Source organism: Rhizobium leguminosarum bv. trifolii WSM2297 (genome assembly GCF_000271845.1).
On sequence record NZ_JH719395.1, the window covers coordinates 2914341 to 2935705 of the forward strand.

Annotated in this window: 18 protein-coding genes and 1 pseudogene; 15 read left to right on the forward strand and 4 right to left on the reverse strand. The window is 61.4% G+C overall.

Annotated features, from left to right (window positions below):
• Nucleotides 1–53 precede the first annotated feature (53 nt).
• Complete coding sequence (locus RLEG4DRAFT_RS29415) at nucleotides 54–317, forward strand: DUF2312 domain-containing protein (protein WP_003542853.1); 264 nt, start codon at nucleotides 54–56, stop codon at nucleotides 315–317.
• 161 nt (nucleotides 318–478) lie between these two features.
• Here RLEG4DRAFT_RS29415 and RLEG4DRAFT_RS29420 read toward each other — a convergent pair whose 3' ends face one another.
• Together RLEG4DRAFT_RS29420 and RLEG4DRAFT_RS29425 are read right to left on the reverse strand one after the other, a co-directional pair.
• Complete coding sequence (locus RLEG4DRAFT_RS29420) at nucleotides 479–2311, reverse strand: DUF882 domain-containing protein (RefSeq protein ID WP_037094339.1); 1833 nt, start codon at nucleotides 2309–2311, stop codon at nucleotides 479–481.
• Nucleotides 2312–2488: 177 nt separating this feature from the next.
• The gene (locus RLEG4DRAFT_RS29425) at nucleotides 2489–4033 is read right to left on the reverse strand and encodes a sigma-54-dependent transcriptional regulator (protein WP_003582238.1); all 1545 of its coding nucleotides are present in this window, start codon (nucleotides 4031–4033) and stop codon (nucleotides 2489–2491) included.
• Nucleotides 4034–4240: 207 nt separating this feature from the next.
• On the opposite strand from RLEG4DRAFT_RS29425, the gene RLEG4DRAFT_RS29430 reads away from it, so the two are divergent.
• The 12 genes and pseudogenes from RLEG4DRAFT_RS29430 (at nucleotide 4241) to RLEG4DRAFT_RS29480 (ending at nucleotide 16234) form a co-directional block, all read left to right on the forward strand.
• Nucleotides 4241–6094: a M3 family oligoendopeptidase gene (locus RLEG4DRAFT_RS29430; protein ID WP_003582240.1), complete on the forward strand. Its 1854-nt coding sequence runs from the start codon at nucleotides 4241–4243 to the stop codon at nucleotides 6092–6094.
• Between the two features lie 187 nt (nucleotides 6095–6281).
• Nucleotides 6282–7469 (forward strand): aminodeoxychorismate synthase component I, encoded by a 1188-nt coding sequence (locus RLEG4DRAFT_RS29435; RefSeq protein ID WP_051040920.1) that lies wholly within the window; start codon nucleotides 6282–6284, stop codon nucleotides 7467–7469.
• Nucleotides 7466–8095 carry an aminotransferase class IV family protein gene (locus tag RLEG4DRAFT_RS29440; RefSeq protein ID WP_003582244.1) on the forward strand — a complete coding sequence of 210 codons (630 nt, stop codon included), beginning with the start codon at nucleotides 7466–7468 and terminating at the stop codon, nucleotides 8093–8095. Before RLEG4DRAFT_RS29435 ends, RLEG4DRAFT_RS29440 begins: the two co-directional genes overlap by 4 nt.
• Nucleotides 8096–8097: 2 nt before the next feature.
• Nucleotides 8098–8382: a YciI family protein gene (locus RLEG4DRAFT_RS29445; protein WP_003582245.1), complete on the forward strand. Its 285-nt coding sequence runs from the start codon at nucleotides 8098–8100 to the stop codon at nucleotides 8380–8382.
• A 17-nt stretch (nucleotides 8383–8399) separates the two neighbouring features.
• Nucleotides 8400–8765, forward strand: coding sequence for a DUF4440 domain-containing protein (locus RLEG4DRAFT_RS29450; protein WP_003582246.1), 366 nt, complete (start codon nucleotides 8400–8402; stop codon nucleotides 8763–8765).
• 192 nt (nucleotides 8766–8957) lie between these two features.
• The gene (locus RLEG4DRAFT_RS29455) at nucleotides 8958–10409 is read left to right on the forward strand and encodes a homospermidine synthase (protein ID WP_003582247.1); all 1452 of its coding nucleotides are present in this window, start codon (nucleotides 8958–8960) and stop codon (nucleotides 10407–10409) included.
• A gap of 171 nt (nucleotides 10410–10580) precedes the next feature.
• Nucleotides 10581–10955 (forward strand): hypothetical protein, encoded by a 375-nt coding sequence (locus RLEG4DRAFT_RS39430; RefSeq protein WP_003582248.1) that lies wholly within the window; start codon nucleotides 10581–10583, stop codon nucleotides 10953–10955.
• 33 nt (nucleotides 10956–10988) lie between these two features.
• A pseudogene (locus RLEG4DRAFT_RS29460) lies at nucleotides 10989–11303 on the forward strand (hypothetical protein); the annotation flags it as partial.
• A 174-nt stretch (nucleotides 11304–11477) separates the two neighbouring features.
• Nucleotides 11478–13400: a bifunctional metallophosphatase/5'-nucleotidase gene (locus RLEG4DRAFT_RS29465; RefSeq protein ID WP_003582250.1), complete on the forward strand. Its 1923-nt coding sequence runs from the start codon at nucleotides 11478–11480 to the stop codon at nucleotides 13398–13400.
• A 124-nt stretch (nucleotides 13401–13524) separates the two neighbouring features.
• The gene (hemH, locus tag RLEG4DRAFT_RS29470) at nucleotides 13525–14559 is read left to right on the forward strand and encodes a ferrochelatase (RefSeq protein ID WP_003582252.1); all 1035 of its coding nucleotides are present in this window, start codon (nucleotides 13525–13527) and stop codon (nucleotides 14557–14559) included.
• A gap of 169 nt (nucleotides 14560–14728) precedes the next feature.
• A complete protein-coding gene (locus tag RLEG4DRAFT_RS29475) occupies nucleotides 14729–15769 on the forward strand; it encodes an SPFH domain-containing protein (protein WP_003582254.1) in 1041 nt (346 codons plus the stop codon).
• Between the two features lie 3 nt (nucleotides 15770–15772).
• Entirely contained in the window at nucleotides 15773–16234 is a 462-nt protein-coding gene (locus RLEG4DRAFT_RS29480) for an NfeD family protein (RefSeq protein WP_003582256.1), read from the forward strand.
• A 21-nt stretch (nucleotides 16235–16255) separates the two neighbouring features.
• On the opposite strand, the gene RLEG4DRAFT_RS29485 is transcribed toward RLEG4DRAFT_RS29480, so the two are convergent.
• Nucleotides 16256–17251 (reverse strand): KpsF/GutQ family sugar-phosphate isomerase, encoded by a 996-nt coding sequence (locus tag RLEG4DRAFT_RS29485; RefSeq protein WP_003582258.1) that lies wholly within the window; start codon nucleotides 17249–17251, stop codon nucleotides 16256–16258.
• Between the two features lie 143 nt (nucleotides 17252–17394).
• Here RLEG4DRAFT_RS29485 and RLEG4DRAFT_RS29490 point away from each other — a divergent pair, with 143 nt between their 5' ends.
• The gene (locus RLEG4DRAFT_RS29490; protein ID WP_003582260.1) at nucleotides 17395–18933 is read left to right on the forward strand and encodes an outer membrane beta-barrel protein; all 1539 of its coding nucleotides are present in this window, start codon (nucleotides 17395–17397) and stop codon (nucleotides 18931–18933) included.
• A 58-nt stretch (nucleotides 18934–18991) separates the two neighbouring features.
• Here the strand turns inward: RLEG4DRAFT_RS29490 and galU are convergent, their stop codons facing one another.
• Nucleotides 18992–19879, reverse strand: a complete 888-nt coding sequence (gene galU, locus RLEG4DRAFT_RS29495) for a UTP--glucose-1-phosphate uridylyltransferase GalU (RefSeq protein ID WP_003582262.1) — start codon at nucleotides 19877–19879, stop codon at nucleotides 18992–18994.
• Between the two features lie 204 nt (nucleotides 19880–20083).
• Between galU and RLEG4DRAFT_RS29500 the strand changes: the two genes are divergently transcribed.
• Nucleotides 20084–21307 (forward strand): lytic murein transglycosylase, encoded by a 1224-nt coding sequence (locus tag RLEG4DRAFT_RS29500; protein WP_003582263.1) that lies wholly within the window; start codon nucleotides 20084–20086, stop codon nucleotides 21305–21307.
• Nucleotides 21308–21365: the final 58 nt, after the last annotated feature.

The window sequence follows — 21365 nt, forward strand, 5'->3', positions numbered from 1 at the left end:
TTCGCGGCAGTCACGTGCCTTCAAAATTGATCATCCCCAACCAGGAGAACACGATGTCTGATGCTCATGGCGTCGCCCGCGACCAGCTCCGCGCTTTCATCGAGCGCATTGAACGGCTGGAAGAAGAAAAGAAGACCATCGCCGACGACATCAAGGACGTCTATGGCGAAGCCAAGGGAATGGGCTTCGATACCAAGATCCTGAAGAAGGTCGTGGCGCTGCGCAAGAAGGACGAGCAGGAGCGCATGGAAGAGGAAGCGATCCTCGACACCTACCTGCTTGCACTCGGGATGATCGAGTCGCCGCCGGAAGGATGATCGGCCCGACATCGCGAATGTCGACAAGCCGCCGGGCCTTCCGGCGGCTTTTCTTTTGCATAGAGCGCGCTTGGCCAAACGATCATTCGCCCGGGTTGACGCGGCCAAAAGAAAAACCGCCGGATCGCTCCGACGGTTTTGATGTTCGGGTATTGGCTGGCTCAGTTCGTGTTGAACTTGCGCACTTCCATGAAGTTTACTGCCGTGCCGCTGAAGCGGGCCGGATCGACCGAAGCGGTCTTGAAGTTGAAGCCTTCGGCATAGACTGATGTCGGCTGGGCGCGCATCGTCTGGCTGACGAACCGCGGCGCCTTCACTTGCTTGGAGGCCAGTTCCAGACGGGCGTTTGTCAGCGCCCACTGGGAAATCATCTTCTGCGTCAGCTTCGGCTCGGTGCGAACAGTCGCGCGGCTGGCGTCCGCAGCGGCGGCTTCCTTGTGCGTCGGGCGGCCGCCCTTGGTGGGCAGACCCTGCGCCACGGCATTTTCGGCCGCCGGTTCATCAAAGCCGTCGCCGAAGCTTGCCGATTTGGTCATCGGCGCCAAGGCAGCGAGCTCGAGCGGAGGCTTTGCGGCCGGCGCCTTCTGCGTCATCGCGGCGTTGATTGCCTGCTCCACCGTCATCTCAGGCGCCTTCGCTATCTGAGTTTCCGCACCCTCGTTGCGCTGCTGATCGAGCGCATCGGCGACGGCGGGAGACAACGCGTCCTGTTCGGCTTCGTCGGCCTCTGCTTCCGGATCGGCGTCGGCGGCAGCAAGAAGGTTCTCGGCAACGGCAGGGCGTTCGACCGGCGTCGGAACCGGCAGGCCATTGGTGCCCGCCAGCGACGCAATCTCGGCGTCGCCGGGCGCGCGGCGCTGGCCGAGAAGCGAGGGAACCGGAATGCTATAGGCGCTGAGATCGGCAAACTGCTGCGGCTGGGCCTGATCGGCCGGAAGCGCTGCGGCAAGGGCCTGCTGCGCGGCATTACCCGAAGACGGTGCGACGAGCGCGCTCGCCACGTCGCTGCCGGCCGGCTGATTGCTGAAGGCCGGGCGAACCTGCGGCACCGGTGCGTTCAGATCGGCGACTTCGGTCTGCTGCGGCTCGGCAGGCGCCGGCTCGGCCTTCGGCGGCGTCGCCTTGGCAACCGCGACAGGTGTCGAATCGTCGCTCTCGTCTTCCTGCTCGTCAGCCCCGCCGCCAAAGAGTGCTTCGAATAACGTCTTATGCTTCGGCGCCGATTCGGAAGCGCTGGCGATCTCGATCTGCGTGCCGCTGACCCGGCGCTTGTAGTCGGCCATCGCCTGCTGATAACCCGGCAGCGGCTTGCCGTCAGCCGGGATATGAATGGTGTTGCCGTTGGGGAAAAGTCGGACCAGCTCGTCGCGGCTCATACGCGGCCAGGCGCGCACGCCGCCGACGTCCATATGCACGAAGGGCGAGCCCGATTTCGGATAGAAGCCGACGCCGCCGACCTGCATCTTCATGCCGATCCCGCGCAGGGTCGCCAGCTTGACGTCCGGAATGAAGAAGTCCATCGCCTTGCCGAGCATATGCTGGCTCTTTTCGGCGACGCCCGAGTTGCGCGAGCGGCCGCGCAGCATCTCGTTGGTACCCGGCGAACGGAAACCGCAGACGACGTTGATATAGTCCCTGGAACCGCTCTGGCGATAAACTTCCCAGATCAGGTCGAACAGCCGCGGATCCATCTTCGTCGGCTGGTTCTTGCGCCAGTCCCGCAGGAAGCGGTTCAGCTGCTCCAGACCCTTAGGGTCGAACTTGCCGTTACGCTTGTAGGTGATGACGGCTTTTTCGCCGGTATGGATGAAATAGAGCTTGAGGCTACGGGTGTCTCCCGCTGCCTCAGAAGGTGTACTAACGAATACCGGTGAGGAAACCGCGAGCGCAAGAAGGGCGGCCGCTACCGTCCTTACTGCCTTTCCGCAGATGTCGGCGCACAACAAGCGCCAGCTCAAGCGCGAAGGCTTGGAATTCCCATTCAGATTCGGCAACTCGATCCCCGTCAGACAGACAATGTCCCGTACTGTCTCAGATGACTGTCAAATGCGGTCACACGATGGCAAAAATGCCACACATGATCAACCTTTTCTTTACATAGTGAACGAGCCACTAACAAGTGGTTTATGATCAGTAACAAATCGTGGTTGCCTTAGTCTTAACAAAAACCCTTAAGCCGCATCTTTCTGGGGATTATCGGGGTCTATGCCGTAATCTTTGAGCTTGCGATAAAGTGTAGACCGGCCGATGCCAAGTTTGCGCGCCACTTGACTCATCTGCCCGCGATAGAATTTGAGCGCGAATCGGATGAGCTCCTCCTCGACGTCGGCAAGCCTGCGCACGTCGCCTGAGGGATTGACGCTGGCGATGGCGTTTTCGGAGACTTCGGACAGACGGTGGTGCACCTCGCCCGAGATCGACGCCCTGAACTCCTCACCATAGCTGTCGTCGGGATCGAGGCCGGTATTGTCGGCAACAAGCGCCAGGTGATCGACGACTTCGTATTCCGGAAGCTGGGCGGCGATCTGCGGGAAGTCCCCTTCCGTCAACTCCGGCCCTTCGGCCAGAACGACCGCGCGGAAGATCGCATTTTCGAGCTGGCGGATATTGCCCGGCCAGTCGTAGGCGGTCAGCAGCGCCAGCGCGCCTGAGTTGACCGTCATGCGGCGACCGTTCTTCTGCTCGCTGGAGAAGCGGTCGGCAAAGACGCGCACCAGATGCGGAATATCTTCTTTGCGCTTGCGCAGCGCCGGAATGGTGATCGGGAAGACGTTGAGGCGATAGTAGAGATCCTCGCGGAAATGGCCGTTCTTGACCTCCTCGATCAGATCCTTGTTGGTCGCCGAGATCAGCCGGACATTGACCTTGTGTGCGGTGCGCGCACCGACGGTCTCGATCTCGCCCTGCTGCACGGCGCGCAACAGCTTCACCTGCACTTCGAGCGGCAGGTCGCCGATCTCGTCGAGGAAGATGGTGCCGCCGTCGGCTTCCATGAATTTGCCGATGTGGCGCTCGGTCGCGCCGGTGAAGGCGCCCTTCTCGTGACCGAAGAGAATGCTCTCGACGAGATTGTGCGGGATCGCCCCGCAATTGACCGTGACGAACGGCTTGTTCGAGCGGTCGCCGCCGGACTGGATGGCGCGCGCCACCAGTTCCTTGCCGACGCCGGATTCGCCTTCGAGCACGACGGGAATGTTGGACTGCGCCGCGCGCTGGGCAAGATCGATGACGCGGAGCATCGCCGGGCTTGCCGAGACGATGTCGTCGAAACCGACCGCGCCTGAGCGCGACCGGCGTCCGGCCCGCGCCTTCACCTCGCGCTGATCAAGCTTCATCGCATTCGAGATCGACGTTGCGATGCGTTCGGGCGAGACCGGCTTGACGACGAAATCGAAGGCGCCGGCGCGCATCGCCTGCACCACCGTTTCGATACCGCCTTGCCCCGTCTGCACGATGACGGGGATCTGCGTGCCGAATTCATGCAGCGCGTCGAGGAATTCGAGGCCGGTCATCTCAGGCATCATCAGGTCGAGCACGATGACGCTGAAAAGTCCGCTGTCGCGTTTGACCATTTCCAGGCCGATGCGGCCGTTTTCCGCCTGGTGCACGACATGGCCGTGACGCTCGATTGCGTTCTTGAGCAGGCGCCGCTGCACGGGGTCGTCTTCGACCACGAGGATTTGCCCTGCACCCTTGAGCTCATTGTAACCGGTCATTGTCGCCTCACTTCATGCGAAACCATGAAGCGCACTCTGGCAGAAAGGCTTGAACATCCAGTTTTGAGAAATAATTGCATTTTAACGATTGGAACGGGTCGTTTTCGTGCCGAAGCGAGGCCCTTCAGGTGCCGAAAGACCCTTGATACGGGGCCTTCTCACGCTTATTCAAACAGACCTGTTATGAAAGTGGAGAGGAATTGCCCCATGAAAATCGAGCTCCCGCACGCCCGCCTTCTTTTGTCGGCAGCAGCGCCGGGTGGGGCGGCCGATCCGGCGCTCGGCGATCTGCCGGTCTGGAAGCTGCAAGATCTTTATCCCTCCGCCACCTCGACCGCCTTCGTCGCCGACATGGAAAAGGCCGGCAAGGCGGCGATCGCCTTTGAAGAAAAGTGGAAAGGCAAACTCGCCGAGGCGGCGACGAAGACCGGTACTGAGGGCATCGGCGCGGCGCTGAAGGAATATGAGGCGCTGGACGATATCATGGGCCGCCTCGGTTCCTTCGCGGGCCTTACCTATTTCTCCGACACCACCGATCCGGCCAACGGCAAGCTCTACGGCGACGTGCAGACCAAGATCACCGAATTTTCCGGCCACCTGCTGTTTTTTGCGCTCGAACTTAACCGCATCGACGATGCGGTGATCGATGCCAGCATGGTCAATGACCCCGCCGTCGGCCACTATCGCCCCTGGCTGGTCGACCTCAGGAAAGACAAGCCCTACCAGCTCGACGATCGGCTGGAACAGCTCTTCCTCGAAAAGTCGATGACATCGGCCGCCGCCTTCAATCGCCTCTTTGACGAAACCATGGCGGAACTGCGCTATGAAATCGACGGCCAAAAAGTGCCGCTCGAAGTGGCGCTGAACATGCTGCAGGAGAAGGATCCCGAGGTGCGCCGCAAGGCCGCCATGGCGCTTGCCGAAACCTTCAAGGCCAATATCCGCATCTTCACCCTGATCACCAATACGCTCGCCAAGGACAAGGATATTTCCGACCGCTGGCGCGGTTTCGAGGACATCGCCGACTCCAGGCATCTCGCAAACCGCGTCGAGCGCGAGGTCGTCGATGCGCTGGCCGCGGCGGTCCGTGAAGCCTATCCCCGCCTTTCGCACCGCTATTACAAGATGAAGGCGAAATGGCTCGGCATGGAGCAGATGAATTTCTGGGACCGCAACGCGCCCCTTCCGGAAACCTCCAGCGCTGTCATCTCCTGGCCCGAGGCGAAGGATACGGTGCTTTCGGCCTACGGCAATTTCGCCCCCGAGATGGCCGATATCGCCCGGCGCTTCTTCGACGAACAATGGATCGACGCCCCGGTTCGCCCCGGCAAGGCGCCCGGCGCCTTCGCCCATCCGACGGTTCCCTCGGCCCACCCCTATGTGCTCGTCAATTATATGGGCAAGCCGCGCGACGTAATGACGCTTGCCCACGAGCTCGGCCACGGCGTGCACCAGGTTCTCGCCGGCGCGCAAGGGGCGCTGATGTGCCAGACGCCGCTGACGCTTGCCGAAACCGCGTCGGTCTTCGGCGAGATGCTGACCTTCCGCGCACTTCTGGAAAAAACCAGCGACAGCCGCGAGCGCAAGGCGATGCTCGCCCAGAAGGTCGAGGACATGATCAACACGGTCGTGCGCCAGATCGCTTTCTATGAATTCGAGCGCAAGCTGCACACCGCCCGCAAGGCCGGTGAACTCACAGCCGACGACATCGGCGAACTCTGGCTCTCCGTCCAGTCGGAAAGCCTCGGGCCGGCGATCAACATTTCGGAAGGTTATGAGACCTATTGGGCCTATATCCCCCATTTCATCCACTCGCCCTTCTATGTCTATGCCTATGCTTTCGGCGATTGCCTGGTGAATTCGCTCTATGCCGTCTACCAGAAGGCCGAGCAGGGTTTTCAGGAAAAGTATTTCGAACTGCTGAAAGCCGGCGGCACCAAGCATCACTCCGAACTTTTGAAGCCTTTCGGCCTCGACGCCACCGATCCGTCGTTCTGGAGCCAGGGCCTGTCGATGATCGAAGGGCTGATCGATGAGTTGGAAGCGCTAGATAAGGGTTGAGAGGGCGAGTCCCTTCTCCCCACGGGGCAGAAGGTGCCGGCAGGCGGATGAGGGGGCCACACGGCAGAACCTGTCCTTCGCCTAAGCTCAGGACGTCGCTTCGCTCCGCCCCCTCATCTGCCCTTCGGGCATCTTCTCCCCGCTGGGGAGAAGAGGAAACCTAGACGTTCCCAATGCGTTTCGGGCAATGGGGAGCAGAACAAACCGAAAGTGGTGCGTGGCCGATCAACCTCATATTCTCTTCCGCGACGACACATCAGGCCAGGTGATGCTTTTCGCCGAACCGGCTGAGATCATCCTTGCCAGGACACGCGCCGAATTCTTTGCCGGCCTCGCCCGCATGGAAGAGGCCAAGGCCGAGGGCAAGTGGCTCGCCGGCTATATGGCCTACGAGGCCGGATATCTCTTCGAAGAGAAGCTTGCTCCTTTCGCTGAGGAAAGCCGCGAAACCCCGCTCATCTGTTTCGGCATCTTCGACGCCCCGCAGTCGGACATACATCCGCTCGCCCAGCCCAAACAGCGGCTCGAAAACGAGGAATTCCTCACTGCCCCAAAAGCCGCCTGGGATTTCACTATATATAAAGAGCGCTTCGACCGCCTCCACCAGCATCTGCGGCTCGGCGACGCCTACCAGGGAAACCTCACCATGCCGATCGAGGCCCGCTGGAACGGTGATCCCCGGGCCGCTTTCTGGTCGCTGATCGAACGCCAGCCGGTCAAATACGGCGCGCTGGTCGATCTCGGCGGCCCGGTCATCCTGTCGCGATCGCCCGAACTGTTCTTCCGCACCGATGAGGGGGGCTGGATCGAGACCCATCCGATGAAGGGTACAGCGAAACGCGGCGATACTCCGGCCGAGGATGCCGAAATCATCGACGCCATGCGCAGCGATATCAAGACGCAGGCGGAAAACCGCATGATCGTCGATCTGCTGCGCAACGACATCTCCCGCATCACCGAGGTCGGCACGCTCGACGTCCCAAAGCTCTTCGACATCGAGACTTATCCGACCGTCCACCAGATGGTGAGCCACGTGCAGGCCAGGCTCCGCCCCGGCCTTTCGATCCGCGATATCTTCTCGGCACTCTTTCCCTGCGGCTCAATCACCGGCGCGCCGAAGATCCGAGCGATGGAAATCCTCCACGAACTCGAGGATGCGCCGCGCGACGCCTATTGCGGCGCGATCGGCATGATCTCGCCGACCGGCGCCATGCGGTTTTCCGTCGCCATCCGCACCATCACGCTTTTTGACGGCGGCCGGGCCGTCTTCAATGTCGGCGGCGGCATCGTCTTCGATTCCACCGCCGAGGCCGAATATGAGGAATGCCTGCTCAAGGCCCGCTTCGCCGTCGGCGATCAATGGATTGCGCGATGATCGATTTTTCATTGATCGAGACGCTGCGCTGGCAGCCCGGCGACGGCTTTATCCGCCTGCGGCTGCATCTCGCCCGGCTTTCCCGCTCGGCCCGCCGCCTTGGCTTCCCGCAGCCGATCGACGCTGCGGCGAGACTTGACGAAGCCGTTGCAGGTGCGAGCGGCCCGCTGCGTGTCCGCCTGACTTTCGACGTGCAAGGCCGCATCGAGGTGACGAGCGCCGCCTTCGCGCCCCTCGCGCCCGGCACCACCTGGACCGTGCGCCTCGCCGAGACCCGTCTGAATTCCGCCGATAAGCTGCTGCGCGTCAAAACCACGCACCGCGCCGTCTACGAGGCCGCGCGCGCCGAATATGCGCCTGGTGAGGCCGATGAAGTCATCCTGTTGAACGAGCGCGGCGACGTCTGCGAAGGGACCATCACCTCGATCTTCCTGGATGACGGAACCGGCATTCTGCGCACCCCGCCCATCTCCTGCGGCCTGCTCGCCGGCGTACTGCGCACCGAGCTGATCTGCACGCGCAAGGCCCGCGTCGGCCACCTGACGCTTGCCGATCTCGATGCCGGCGCGCTTTATATCGGCAACTCGCTGCGCGGCCTGATCCGCGCAAACCTTATCAGGAACTGACCATGTTCATCCTCTCCCTCACCTACCTCAAATCCAATGAGGAAGCCGACAGGCACATGGAACCGCACATGGCCTGGGTGAAGGAGGGTTATGCCAAGGGCTGGTTCCTCGCCTCCGGCCGCAAGGTGCCGCGCACCGGCGGCGCGATCCTCGCGATCGGCGACCGCGCCGCAATCGACACCTATGTCGCCGCCGATCCCTTCACCATCCACGGCGTCGCCGAATACGACATCACCGAGCTTGCCGTGACGACGACGGTGGAAGGACTGGAAATCCTGAAGCGCTGAATTGACAGGAGCCGATCATGGATGACCTCGCCACCCATCTGAAAGAGCTTGAGGAAAAACTCTTCGAACCATCGGTTCGTGCCTCACGCGACATGCTGACCGCACTGCTCTCGCGCGATTTTCGCGAGATCGGCAGTTCCGGACGGCTCTATACCTTCGATGTCATCGTGCCCGCTTTGCTCACCGAGCAACGGACAGGAACATCACGCGGCGAGTTTTTCGAAACTCGAAGGCTTGCGGAGCATATCGCGCTCGTCACCTATCGGGCCATCCATACCGACGTCGCAGGAAGCGAGAGGCGAACGCTGCGCAGTTCCATCTGGCGGTTGGAGGAAGACGGGCACTGGCGCATGCTCTTCCACCAGGGCACCGTGATAGCCTAGCTCAATCCATGTGGGCAGCCGATCGCGCGGGGCCCAGGACGGCCTCCCGGCCCGATATTTACCCTTTCCCCCTCAACGCTCTTTATTGTGACGCGGTTTTATGGTTAGAGCCGGTCACCTTCGCATCTCTGCGGCAATTTCAAAAGAATTCTTCGGGCTGCACGCCTTCGTCCCCTTCCACAGGAGAAAAGAATGACGGAAAAGAACTATCCGGTATATGCCGAAATCACCGGTCCGATCGTGATGATCGGCTTTGGCTCCATCGGCCGCGGCACCCTGCCCCTGATCGAGCGCCACTTCAAATTCGACAAGAGCCGGATGGTCGTCATCGACCCGCGGGAAGAGCCCTCCGACATGGAGATCCTGAAGAAGCACGGCGTTCGCCACATCAAGGAATATGTCACCAAGGACAATTACAAGGACCTGCTGAAGCCGTTGCTGACCGCAGGCGGCGGCCAGGGTTTCTGCGTCAACCTCTCGGTCGACACCTCCTCGCTCGACATCATCAAGCTCTGCCGCAAGCTCGACGTTCCCTATATCGATACGGTCGTTGAACCTTGGCTCGGCTTCTACTTCGACAAGAATATGAAGAACGAAGAGCGCACCAATTATGCGCTGCGCGAAACCGTGCGCAAGGAAAAGGCGAAGAACCCGGGCGGCGCCACCGCCGTTTCCACCTGCGGCGCCAATCCGGGCATGGTCTCCTGGTTCGTCAAGCAGGCGCTCGTCAACCTCGCCAACGACACCGGCCTCAAATTCGACGAACCGGACCAGCACGATCGTGAAGGCTGGGCCAAGCTGATGAAAAAGCTCGGCGTCAAGGGCGTGCACATCGCCGAGCGCGACACCCAGCGCACCAAGCATCCGAAGCCGCTCAACGTCTTCTGGAACACTTGGTCCGTTGAAGGCTTCATCTCCGAAGGCTTGCAGCCGGCCGAACTCGGCTGGGGCACACATGAAGAGTGGATGCCGAAGAATGCCAAAAAGCACAAGAAGGGCAACAAGGCGGCGATCTACCTGGAGCAGCCCGGTGCCAACACCCGCGTGCGCACCTGGTGCCCGACCCCCGGCCCGCAATATGGTTTCCTCGTTACCCACAATGAGTCCATCTCGATCGCTGACTACTTCACGGTTCGCGACAAGGACGGCGAAGTGACCTTCCGCCCGACCTGCCACTACGCCTACCATCCGGCCAATGACGCCGTACTCTCGCTGCATGAGATGTTCGGCAATGGCGGCACCTCCCAGCCGGTCCATCACGTTCTCGACGAGGACGAGCTGGAGGACGGCATCGACGAACTCGGCGTCCTGCTCTACGGCCATGAGAAGAACGCCTACTGGTATGGCTCGCGCCTGTCGCTGGAAGAAACCCGCCGCATCGCGCCCTACCAGAACGCCACCGGCCTGCAGGTGACCTCCGCCGTTCTCGCCGGCATGGTCTGGGCGCTGGAAAACCCGAATGCCGGCATCGTTGAAGCCGACGAAATCGATTACAAGCGCTGCCTGGAAGTGCAGATGCCTTATCTCGGCCCGGTCGAGGGACATTACACCGACTGGACGCCGCTCGATGGCCGTCCGGGTCTCTTCCCGGAAGAGATCGACACCAAGGATCCGTGGCAGTTCAAGAACATTCTCGTTCGCTGAGATCGCTGACGCGACCCTGAAAATGCCCGCCGAAAGGCGGGCATTTTTGTAACGCCTGCTGTCTAAATGCCGCCCGGCGTCGGTCCAAGGCTTGCCTTCGCGGCGGGCGCGCGCCATGTTTTGCCCGAACTTGGCGGGTGTCCGCCGCGCCGATTCGCCGGGAGAAGCCTTATGAAAATCAGAACTGGTCTCGTTCTTGTCGGTGCAGCGGCCGCTCTTGCCGCCTGCGTTTCATCGGAGCCGCGTCGCCTGCCGGTTGCAACCGCGCCGGCTGCTACAAATTCAGTTGAAGGCGCGTGGGCAGACGCCAACGGATTAACGTCTACCTTCACAAGCGGACAGTTTGTAACCCGCACGAACGATGGAACGAATACACAGATGGCATCGGGGACATACACGACGACCCCAGACGGTCTTATTCAGATAAATCTGTACTCGAATATCAAAAGAACGAACTCCCTTGTGAATTGCGCTTTGATCGGATCGAGCCAGCTGAATTGCACCACAGCAACAGGTTCGCAGTTCACACTTTCCCGCCGCGGCTGACGAAAGCTCATGAGGCGATAGGCGGAGCACGCTATGCGGGCCATCGCCGGTTACCTCGTCCTGCTGATCGCAAAGCCGCTTGCGGCAATTGCGATCGTTTTGCCTGTTAACGTCTATCGTGCCCAGGGCATCGCTGCGCCCGATTGCGACGGGCCGCGGCAGGTGCTTATCGCCCTGCCGGCCGTCCTGATTTATGGCGCATGCACGTTCCTTGCCTATCGGGCCGGTCAACGCTTTCACCGCCTCGTTTCCCTTCTCTGCTTAGTCATCGCCATCGCCACGGTTCCGAATATCGCGGAGGCGGTGCACGAACTCTACCGGAATGCCGGCGATGGCGAATGGCTGGGTCAGCCCCCGGCTTTTTTGCCCTGCCCCCTTGGAAAGCGCCCGGCTTGGCCCAGCTTTCTCTTGCGGCCGCCCATCGTCTGATGGAACATCCGCAGGCCGGGAACCGCCCCGGCGGTTTAGGAAGGGATCGGCGAGGATCAAGGGGGATCTCTCGCCTCAATCAGGAGAACAGGGATGACGAAGTCTTTCAGCTTCGGTCTTTTGACCGCGTCCATGCTGGCGCTCAGCGCGGGTGCCGCTTTTGCGGATTACGAACTCAATATTCTTCATATCAACGATTTCCATTCGCGCATCGAATCGATCAACAAGTTCGACTCCACCTGCTCGGCCGAGGAAGAAGGCAAGAACGAATGCTTCGGCGGCGCCGCCCGCCTGAAGACCGCGATCGACCAGCGCCGTCAGGCGTTATCGGGCAAGAACGTTCTACTGCTGAATGCCGGCGACAATTTCCAGGGCTCGCTGTTCTACACGACCTATAAGGGCGCTGCCGAAGCCGAATTCCTGAACCTGATGAAGTTCGACGCCATGACCGTCGGCAACCATGAATTCGACGACAGCGAGGACGGGCTTGCGACCTTCCTCGACAAGGTTCAATTCCCCGTCGTGACGGCAAACGTCAAGGCGACAGCCGCCTCCAAACTCGGCGACCGCATCAAGCCCTCGCTGGTGCTGAATGTCGGCGGCCAGAAGATCGGCATCGTCGGCGCCGTGACCAACGACACTCCCGAACTTTCCTCCCCCGGCCCGAACGTCACGATATCTGATGACGTCCAGACCATTACCTCAGCCGTTCAGGATCTGAAGAGCCAGGGGGTCAACAAGATCATCGCGCTCACCCATGTCGGTTATCCCCGCGACCTCGCTTTTATCGCCAAGATACCGGATGTCGATGTTGTGGTCGGCGGCCACTCCCATAGCCTGCTCTCCAATACCGATCCGAAGGCTGAAGGCCCCTACCCTACGATGGTCGACAATCCCGGAGGCTACAAGGTGCCGGTCGTTCAGGCCGCCTCCTACAGCAAGTATCTCGGCGATGTCGTCGTCAATTTCGACGATAACGGCGTCGTCAAGGATGCCAAGGGTGACCCGATCCTGATCGATTCCACCTTTACGCCCGATCCGGCCGTCGTTGCCCGCATCGCCGAACTGGCTAAACCGATCGAGGAACTGCGCAAGAAGGTCATCGGCTCGTCCGAGACCCCGATCGAGGGCGACCGCAAGGTTTGCCGCGTCAAGGAATGCTCGATGGGCAATCTGGTGGCCGACGCCATGCTCGACCGCACCAAGAACCAAGGTGTTACCATCGCCGTTCAGAATGGCGGCGGCCTGCGCGCTTCGATCGACGGCGGTGAAGTCACCCAGGGCGAAGTCATCACCGTCCTGCCCTTCCAGAACACGCTCGCGACGTTCGAGGCCACCGGCGCAGATGTCATCAAGGCGCTCGAAAACGGCGTCAGCCAGATCGACCAGGGCGCCGGCCGCTTCCCGCAGGTCGCCGGCCTGAAATTCTCCTTCGACCAGTCCAAACCTGTCGGCAGCCGCGTCAGCGACGTTCAGGTGAAGGAGGGCGACAACTTCGCTCCGATCGACCAAGCCAAGACCTATAAAGTCGCCACCAACAACTTCATGCGCTCAGGCGGCGACGGCTATGTGATCTTTAAAGACGGCAAGAACGCCTATGATTTCGGCCCGGATCTTGCAGACGTGACCGCCGAATATCTGGCCGCCCACTCGCCCTATAAGCCCTATACCGATGGCCGCGTCACAGAAATGGGCGCGACCGTAGCAGAGGCGCCCGCTGCCGAACCGGCTGCTCCTGCGCCGGCAACACGCGCACCGACAAGCGAGGTTGCTCCCGCTCCCGCACCGGCCGCCGAGCCTGCCCCCGCTGCGCCTGCCCCGGCCACGCCGGCAGCACCCGCCCCTGCCGCAACGGCGCCTTCCACCCACGTCATCGCCGCTGGCGACACCTTCTGGGATCTCGCCGTGACCTTCTATGGCGACGGCACGTTGTGGCGGAAGCTTTCGGAGGCCAACGGCAGTCCAAACCCGCGTCACCTGACGGTCGGCAAAGAGATCGAAGTCCCGGCCAAGTAAGACGATTTGTCCCGATGCCACTGGCCGGTCCGGGGTTTCCCGGGCCGGCTTTTCTTTCTATAGGGTGAACCACGATCTCGGAGCTGCGTATGAGCCGACGAGACAAAAGAGCGTTGGGGCCAGAATGACAGCAGATACTTCACTCCGCCCGGCAGACCATCCGGCCATCAAGTCAGGCAAGGTCGGCGTCCTACTGGTCAATCTCGGCACGCCCGATGGCACCGATTACACCTCGATGCGCCGCTATCTCCGGGAATTCCTGACCGATCGCCGCGTCATCGAATGGTCGCCGTGGAAGTGGTATCCGATCCTGTTCGGCATCGTGCTCAACACCCGTCCGCAGAAGGTCGGCAAGGCCTATGAGCTGATCTGGAACAAGGAGAAGAACGAAAGTTATCTCCGCACCTATACCCGCAACCAGTCCGAGCGGATGGCCGAGCGCCTGAAGGATCTGGCGACGGTCAAAGTGGATTGGGCAATGCGCTACGGCACACCGTCGATCGCTTCGCGGATCGAGGCGCTGAAGCAAGAAGGCTGCGACCGTATCGTGCTCTTCCCGCTCTACCCGCAATATGCGGCAGCGACGACCGCCACCGTCAACGACAAGGCCTTCCAGAAGCTGCTTTCGATGCGTTGGCAGCCGGCGCTGCGCACCGTGCCAGACTATCATGACGACGAGGCCTATATCGAGGCGCTCGCAAACTCCGTCGAGAAGCATCTTGCGACGCTCGACTGGCAGCCGGAAATGCTGCTCGCCTCCTTCCACGGCATTCCGATGTCGTATTTCAAGCAGGGCGATCCCTACTACTGTCAGTGCCAGAAGACCGGCCGGCTGCTGCGCGAGCGGCTGGGGCTCACCAAGGAAAACTTCATGGTCACCTTCCAGTCCCGCTTCGGGCCGGAGGAATGGCTGCAGCCCTATACCGACAAGACGGTGGAGAAACTCGCCAAAGACGGCGTCAGGCGCATCGCCGTCATCAATCCCGGCTTCGTCTCCGACTGTCTGGAAACGCTGGAAGAGATCGCCGAACAGGCTGCCCACTCCTTCCACGAGAACGGCGGCGAGAAGTTCGCGCATATCCCCTGCCTCAACGACGGCGAGGACGGCATGACCGTATTGGAAAAGGTCGTCCGCCGCGAATTGCAGGGCTGGGTCTGAGGACCATCCCGGAAGCGGCGCCCGGCCGGGTCGCCCGAAAAATCCCACCAAGACCCAACCGTCCTTTCCCTTGGAGGTTGTGCATCCGTGGGTCATTTCTTCCTCGCAAATAACATGCTAACTCACCACATCAGTGTATGGGCGCATGCGCCGTTGGGAGGAAAATTTCATGCTGTTCGGCGGCTTCGACATTGTCGTAATCGTGCTGGTCATCTTCGTCATCCTGGTGCTCTTTGCCGGCATCAAGACCGTGCCGCAGGGCTACCGCTATACGATCGAGCGCTTCGGCCGTTATACCCGCACGTTGGAGCCCGGCCTCAATCTCATCACCCCTTTCATCGAACGCGTCGGCGCCCGGTTGAACGTGATGGAGCAGGTGCTGAACGTCCCCACGCAGGAGGTGATCACCAAGGACAATGCCTCGGTTTCGGCCGATGCCGTCGCCTTCTATCAGGTGCTGAACGCCGCCCAATCCGCCTATCAGGTTGCCAACCTCGAAAACGCCATCCTCAATCTGACCATGACCAATATCCGCTCGGTCATGGGTTCGATGGATCTCGACGAACTGCTCTCCAACCGCGATGCGATCAACGACCGGCTGCTGCGCGTCGTCGACGAGGCCGTGCAGCCCTGGGGCATCAAGGTCACTCGCGTCGAAATCAAGGACATCCAGCCGCCGCGCGATCTCGTCGATGCGATGGCCCGGCAGATGAAGGCCGAGCGCGAGAAACGCGCCCAGGTGCTGGAAGCCGAAGGCTCACGCAATGCACAGATCCTCAGGGCCGAAGGCGCCAAGCAATCCGCCATTCTGCAGGCCGAAGGCCAGCGCGAGGCCGCCTTCCGCAATGCTGAAGCCCGAGAGCGCCTGGCCGAGGCGGAAGCCAAGGCGACCAAGATGGTCTCCGAAGCGATTGCCGCCGGCGACATTCAGGCGATCAACTATTTCGTCGCCCAGAAATACACCGAGGCGCTGGCGTCGATCGGTTCAGCGCCCAATTCCAAGATCGTGATGATGCCGATGGAAGCCTCTTCCATCCTGAGCTCGCTCGGCGGCATCGGCGCCATTGCCCGCGAAGTGTTCGGCGATGCCGGCAACGGCCCGGCTACACCTCCGCCGCCGCGTCCGCGCCCGGTGCCTGGACCGGTGCGCTCGACGCCGCCGATCAATCCGCCGAGCCCGAACCCCTTCAACCCCGATCCGGAGCGGTAAGCCATGCTGGCGAAGATCGTTGCCGAACTCGGTCCGTGGAGCTGGTGGGTCGCAGGCCTGGTGTTGCTCGCGGCCGAAATGATCGTTCCCGGCTTCTTCCTGGTCTGGATCGGCCTTGCCGCCTTGATCGTCGGCGCGCTGTCGCTCATCTTCTGGGACAGCGCCTTCTGGGTCTGGGAACTGCAGGCGATCCTTTTTGCGCTGCTTGCCGTTGCCACGACCTTCGCCGGCCGCCGGCTAACGCTGCGCAATTCCATGACCGACGAGCCCTTCCTCAATCAGCGCGGCGCGAGCCTCGTCGGCCGCACGGCGACGCTGCACGAGCCGATCCGCGAGGGTCGCGGCCGCATTCGTCTCGACGATACGCTGTGGCAGGTGCAGGTGATGGGACCCGACCTGCCGGTGGGAACGCAGGTGAAGGTGGTGTCGAGCAACGGCCGCGACCTGACAGTCGAGCCCGTCTGAACTCCAATCAGATGTTTTTGATCAAGCGACGCCGATCCGCAGCAGATCGTGGAAATGCACCAGCCCCACCGGCCTGTTGTCGTCGTCGATGACGATCAGCGCGCCGATGTGGTGCTGGTTGAGCAGCGCCAGCGCGGCGGTCGCCAGCACCGTCGGCTTCACCGTCTTCGGCGTCCGCGTCATGATGTCGTCAACGGCAAGTTCTGAAAGATTGCGGGTCAGGTTGCGCGCCATGTCGCCTTCGGTGACGATGCCACAGAGCCGCCCATCCTCGTCGAGCACGCCGACGCAGCCGAAATGCTTACGCGACAGCACCGTGACCGCCTCCGGCATCGGTGTGCCCTTGGCAACGAGCGGCAGCTTCTCGCCGATATGCATGATATCGGCGACATGCATCAGGCTCGCGCCCAGCTTGCCGCCGGGATGGAAGACGTGGAAATCCGTGGCGGTAAAGCCGCGCGCCTCCAACAGGGCCACTGCCAGCGCATCGCCGATCGCAAGCTGCATCAACGTCGAGGTCGTCGGCGCCAGTCCATTCGGACAGGCCTCCTGCTCGTTCGGCACGAGAAGGACAATATCGGCGGCCGTTGCAAGCGAGGAACGGTCGCTGCAGGTGATCGCGATCAGCGGAATGGAGAAGCGCCGCGTGAAGGAAATGATGCTTTTGAGCTCGGCACTCTCGCCGCCTTTGGAAATCGCCAACACGACGTCGTCGCGTGCGATCATGCCGAGATCGCCGTGATTGGCCTCCGCCGCATGCACGAAAAAGGCGGGTGTCCCCGTTGAAGCGAACGTCGCCGCAAGCTTGGCGCCGATATGCCCGCTTTTGCCGACGCCAGTGACGATAACACGCCCAGTGATGTCGCCGATGACTTCGACAGCGCGGGTGAAGGGACCGGCCAATCCATTATCGAAGGCCTGTTCGAGCGCTTCAAGACCGCGTCTTTCGGTCTCTATCGTGCGTTTTGCCGATTCGAGCACGCTGTTTTCAACGAGGTTTATCGCTCTTCTGTTCATGAAGTTGCGTTAGACCTTTTCACTTTCCAAGTCCACCCCGCACTCTTCCCGAAATGTGAACAGCGCCCGCCGCCGGCAACGAATGATTAACCACGAGGCTTTACCTTTGGGTAAGAACCGAAAGCATGTCAGGCGCGAATTGCATGGGCCAGCCAAAACAGACGAGCAGTGTGACGCCGCTCCGCGCCATGAGCCGTGCCGTCTCTTTTGCTGCGTTCGGCTGCCTGCTTCTCAGCCAGACGGCGGCCTTCGCACAGTCCGCCACGGCGGGCACGGCGAACAGCCGCTCTGCGGCCTCTGAGAATAATCGCGCCACGAACGACGCCGCACCCGCCACCGGTTTCGATGATGAGACCGGCGACACCGCCGTTCCCACGGCAAACGGCACGACCGCGAATGCGGACGATGCCCAACGGCCCGCCATACCGGACGCGCAATCCGGCGACGACATTACCGGCGCCATCCTCGACGAGGACATCCGCCGGCTGAACACCCGCGAAGCGCCGCTCGATGAAGCGCAGGCGCAGCGCAGGGCTGCCGAAAGCGCCTCGACGGCCGAAACGCCGGGCATTCCGATCGGCACCTTCGTGCTCCGCCCGACTGTCACCCAGAGTATCAACACTGAGACCACCAAGGACGGCAACACCAGTGAGCATCGCGCCTTTCTTGAAACCGACGCGGCCGCGACCCTGACCTCCGACTGGAGCCGGCACCAACTGACGGTCACCTCCGAAGGCGCGTGGCAGAAGAATATCAGCGGCGAGGGCGAAGAGCAGCCTTCCTTGAAGATCAACGGCGACCTCAGGCTGGATCTGTCCAACGATACGGTCGCGCACCTCACTGCCGGCTACAATTTCTATCGGGAAGATACAGACGATCCCGACGCCATCGCCGACGCCACACAACAGTCTGACGTGCAGGAATTTACCGCCGGCGCCTCCGTCCAACGCGATTTCGGCATCCTGCGCGGCACGACGGCACTGGCCCTGACCCGCTCGATCTATTCCGATGCGACGCTTTCGAACGGCACGACCGTTGCCCTCAGCGACCGCGACCAGACGACCGGCACGCTGCGCGGCCGCGTCGGTTATGAGCTGTCACCCGCGCTCATCCCCTTCATCGAGGCCACGGTCGGCCGTACCCTCTATGACGAAACGCGCGACTCCGCCGGCTACGAGCGGTCCGGCCATAGCTATGGCGCCAAAGCAGGCGTCGAGGTCGATCTCGGCGAAAAGCTGAAGGGCGAAGTCGGTGTCGGCTACGAGATGGCGAATTTCGAAGATAACAGGCTCTCGTCCATCGATACCGCCACGCTCGATGCAAGCCTGCTCTGGTCGCCGATCCGCGGCACCGATGTCAATCTCGACCTGCAGACGAGCATCCAGCCCTCGACCACGCCGGGCGAAAGCGGCTACGTCTCGCACGCGCTGACGACGACCGTCACCCACCAGCTGCGCGACAATCTGGTGGGCACGATGATCGGCGGCGTGATATGGCGCGATTATCCCACCGACAGCACCATCAACGACGAGCTCGTCTATACCGCCGCGACCGGCCTGACCTGGAACATCAATCGCTATCTCGATTTGACCAGCACGCTCGGCTACGAGCTGACCACGCGCAAAGACGGCGACGACTCGCAGCAATGGCGAGCCGGCGTCGGCCTCAAGCTGAAACGTTAAACGCCGCGCATCTGCTAGGATACGCGGCGCTCTATCATTTACATGCTGTGCGGAAAACTTATCTCAGACCGGCAAGCAATTCCTTGAAGCCGCCTTCGACGGTCGGGCGGATATCGTCGCGTTCGAGGGCGAATGCGACGTTGGCCAAGATGAAGCCGTCCTTGGCGCCGCAGTCATAGGTCGCGCCGCGGAAGTGGTAACCGGCAAAATCCTGTTCCTTCAGCAGCTTCAGCATGCCGTCGGTGAGCTGGATCTCGTTGCCGGCGCCGCGCTCCTGGGTTTCGAGGATCTTGAAGATCTCCGGCTGCAGGATGTAGCGACCGTTGATGAAGAAGTTGGAAGGGGCCGTCCCCTTGGCGGGCTTTTCCACCATGCCGGTGATTCGGAAGCCCTCGCCGATCGCTTCGCCGACACCGACGATGCCGTATTTATGCGCCTGGTCGGGCGCACACTCTTCGACGGCGACGATGTTGCCGCCACTCTGGCCATAAAGGTCGATCATGCCCTTCATGCAGCCCTTGTCGCCCTTCATGATCATATCGGGCAGCAGCAGTGCGAAAGGCTCGTCGCCGACGATCTCGCGGGCGCACCATACGGCGTGGCCGAGGCCGAGCGGCTCCTGCTGGCGGGTGAAGCTCACCGTGCCGGCCTTCGGCAATTGCTGGGCGAGAAGCGTGATTTCCGCCTTCTTGGCGCGCTCGCGCAGCGTCTGTTCCAGCTCGAAATGGATGTCGAAATAATCTTCGATGACGTGCTTGTTGCGCCCGGTGACGAAAACCAGATGTTCGATCCCCGCCTCTATCGCCTCATCGACGACATATTGAATGATTGGCTTGTCGACGACGGTCAACATTTCCTTCGGAACAGCCTTTGTCGCCGGCAGGAATCGCGTCCCCAACCCGGCCACCGGAAATACTGCCTTACGAACTTTATTGTGTTGAGCCACACCGGCCTCCTGCTTCGAACATATCGCTTTGGAAATAGGGCTTTTTAGCCTTAACTAGTATAGAATTGCTACTGTTTTGCAATGGTGACCGCCGCGGGGCGCTATGGTAAAGAATTTGTTGACTCCGTTCCTGTAGTCTTGGGTCTGGCGCGGACATGATGCCTCGCTGTCCCCGGAAACTGAAGATGACGGATACGACTGTCGATGACCCAGAATCACAAAAACTCCCTTCGTGGTCTTGCTCTCGCCCTCGTTGTCGCCGTCCAGGTTGGACTGGTACCCGACAACGCGAAAGCCGATTCCCGGTTCCAGAAATGGATCGCGGATTTTTACCAAACAGCCGCTCAGAGTGGCATCAGTAAGGCAACCTATCAAAAGGCCTTTTCCGGGGTCAGCGAGCCCGACCCGACCGTGCTCGAAAAAGCGGCCTACCAGCCGGAATTCACTTCGAAAATCTGGGACTACGTCGATTCCCGCGTCAATCCCTATACGGTCAAGATCGGCCGCGAGATGGCCGTCAAGCACGCCAGAACGCTCGCTGCAATCGAGCAGCGATTCGGCGTCGACAAGACCATTCTGCTCGCCATCTGGTCGATGGAATCGAATTACGGCGCCATCCTCGACAAGGACGACCGGCTGCACTACGTGCCGCGCGCGCTGGCAACGCTTGGCTATGCCGATCCGAGCCGCGCCAAGTTCGCCAAGAAGCAGCTGATCGCCGCGCTGAAAATCCTGCAGAACGGCGACGTGCCGGCACGGGAGATGACCGGCTCCTGGGCCGGCGCCATGGGCCACACCCAGTTCATTCCGACAAGCTACCTGCTTTATGCCGTCGATGCCGACGGCAACGGCCATCGCGACATCTGGAACTCGGTGCCGGACGCGCTGGCGACCTCGGCCAATCTGCTGATGAAAAACGGCTGGGACACCGGCAAGACCTGGGGCTACGAGGTTGTCGTTCCCGCTGCAGCAGCCCAGCAGATCGGCAAGAACCACACACTCGCCCAATGGGCAGCACTTGGCCTGACCCGCCCGAACGGCAAGGCCTTCCGCGAGAGCGGTACGAAGGCCGTGCTGAAGATGCCGGCCGGGCCTGGTGGCCCCGGCTTCTTGATGACCGCCAACTTTTTCACCATCAAGAACTACAATGCGTCGGACAGCTATGCACTCGCCGTCGGCCTGCTCGCCGACCAGATCGCCGGCTACGGCGGCCTGCAGCAGCGTTGGCCGCGCCCGGACGGCGCCCTCGACATCACCGAGAAATTCGAGCTGCAGACCCGCCTGAAGACGCTTGGCTACTACAATGGCGAGGTCGACGGCAATTTCGGCTCGGGTTCGAAGGCGGCGATATCAGCGGTGCAGTCGCGCATCGGCATGCAGCCGGACGGCGAGCCCTCATTGCCGCTCCTGAACGCACTTCGTCGCTAGAAGCGGCGCAATCGTGACCTAGATAATAGCGGGAATGGACGCTGGCCTGTCCTGTGTG

Bases quoted from the DNA above. Each gene is read 5' to 3' on its own strand.
- RLEG4DRAFT_RS29415 (WP_003542853.1), top strand. From the start codon at position 54: ATGTCTGATGCTCATGGCGTCGCCCGCGACCAGCTCCGCGCTTTCATC.
- RLEG4DRAFT_RS29425 (WP_003582238.1), bottom strand. From the start codon at position 4,033: ATGACCGGTTACAATGAGCTCAAGGGTGCAGGGCAAATCCTCGTGGTC.
- RLEG4DRAFT_RS29430 (WP_003582240.1), top strand. From the start codon at position 4,241: ATGAAAATCGAGCTCCCGCACGCCCGCCTTCTTTTGTCGGCAGCAGCG.
- RLEG4DRAFT_RS29435 (WP_051040920.1), top strand. From the start codon at position 6,282: ATGGGGAGCAGAACAAACCGAAAGTGGTGCGTGGCCGATCAACCTCAT.
- RLEG4DRAFT_RS29440 (WP_003582244.1), top strand. From the start codon at position 7,466: ATGATCGATTTTTCATTGATCGAGACGCTGCGCTGGCAGCCCGGCGAC.
- RLEG4DRAFT_RS29445 (WP_003582245.1), top strand. From the start codon at position 8,098: ATGTTCATCCTCTCCCTCACCTACCTCAAATCCAATGAGGAAGCCGAC.
- RLEG4DRAFT_RS29450 (WP_003582246.1), top strand. From the start codon at position 8,400: ATGGATGACCTCGCCACCCATCTGAAAGAGCTTGAGGAAAAACTCTTC.
- RLEG4DRAFT_RS29455 (WP_003582247.1), top strand. From the start codon at position 8,958: ATGACGGAAAAGAACTATCCGGTATATGCCGAAATCACCGGTCCGATC.
- RLEG4DRAFT_RS39430 (WP_003582248.1), top strand. From the start codon at position 10,581: ATGAAAATCAGAACTGGTCTCGTTCTTGTCGGTGCAGCGGCCGCTCTT.
- RLEG4DRAFT_RS29465 (WP_003582250.1), top strand. From the start codon at position 11,478: ATGACGAAGTCTTTCAGCTTCGGTCTTTTGACCGCGTCCATGCTGGCG.
- hemH (WP_003582252.1), top strand. From the start codon at position 13,525: ATGACAGCAGATACTTCACTCCGCCCGGCAGACCATCCGGCCATCAAG.
- RLEG4DRAFT_RS29475 (WP_003582254.1), top strand. From the start codon at position 14,729: ATGCTGTTCGGCGGCTTCGACATTGTCGTAATCGTGCTGGTCATCTTC.
- RLEG4DRAFT_RS29480 (WP_003582256.1), top strand. From the start codon at position 15,773: ATGCTGGCGAAGATCGTTGCCGAACTCGGTCCGTGGAGCTGGTGGGTC.
- RLEG4DRAFT_RS29485 (WP_003582258.1), bottom strand. From the start codon at position 17,251: ATGAACAGAAGAGCGATAAACCTCGTTGAAAACAGCGTGCTCGAATCG.
- RLEG4DRAFT_RS29490 (WP_003582260.1), top strand. From the start codon at position 17,395: ATGGGCCAGCCAAAACAGACGAGCAGTGTGACGCCGCTCCGCGCCATG.
- RLEG4DRAFT_RS29500 (WP_003582263.1), top strand. From the start codon at position 20,084: ATGACCCAGAATCACAAAAACTCCCTTCGTGGTCTTGCTCTCGCCCTC.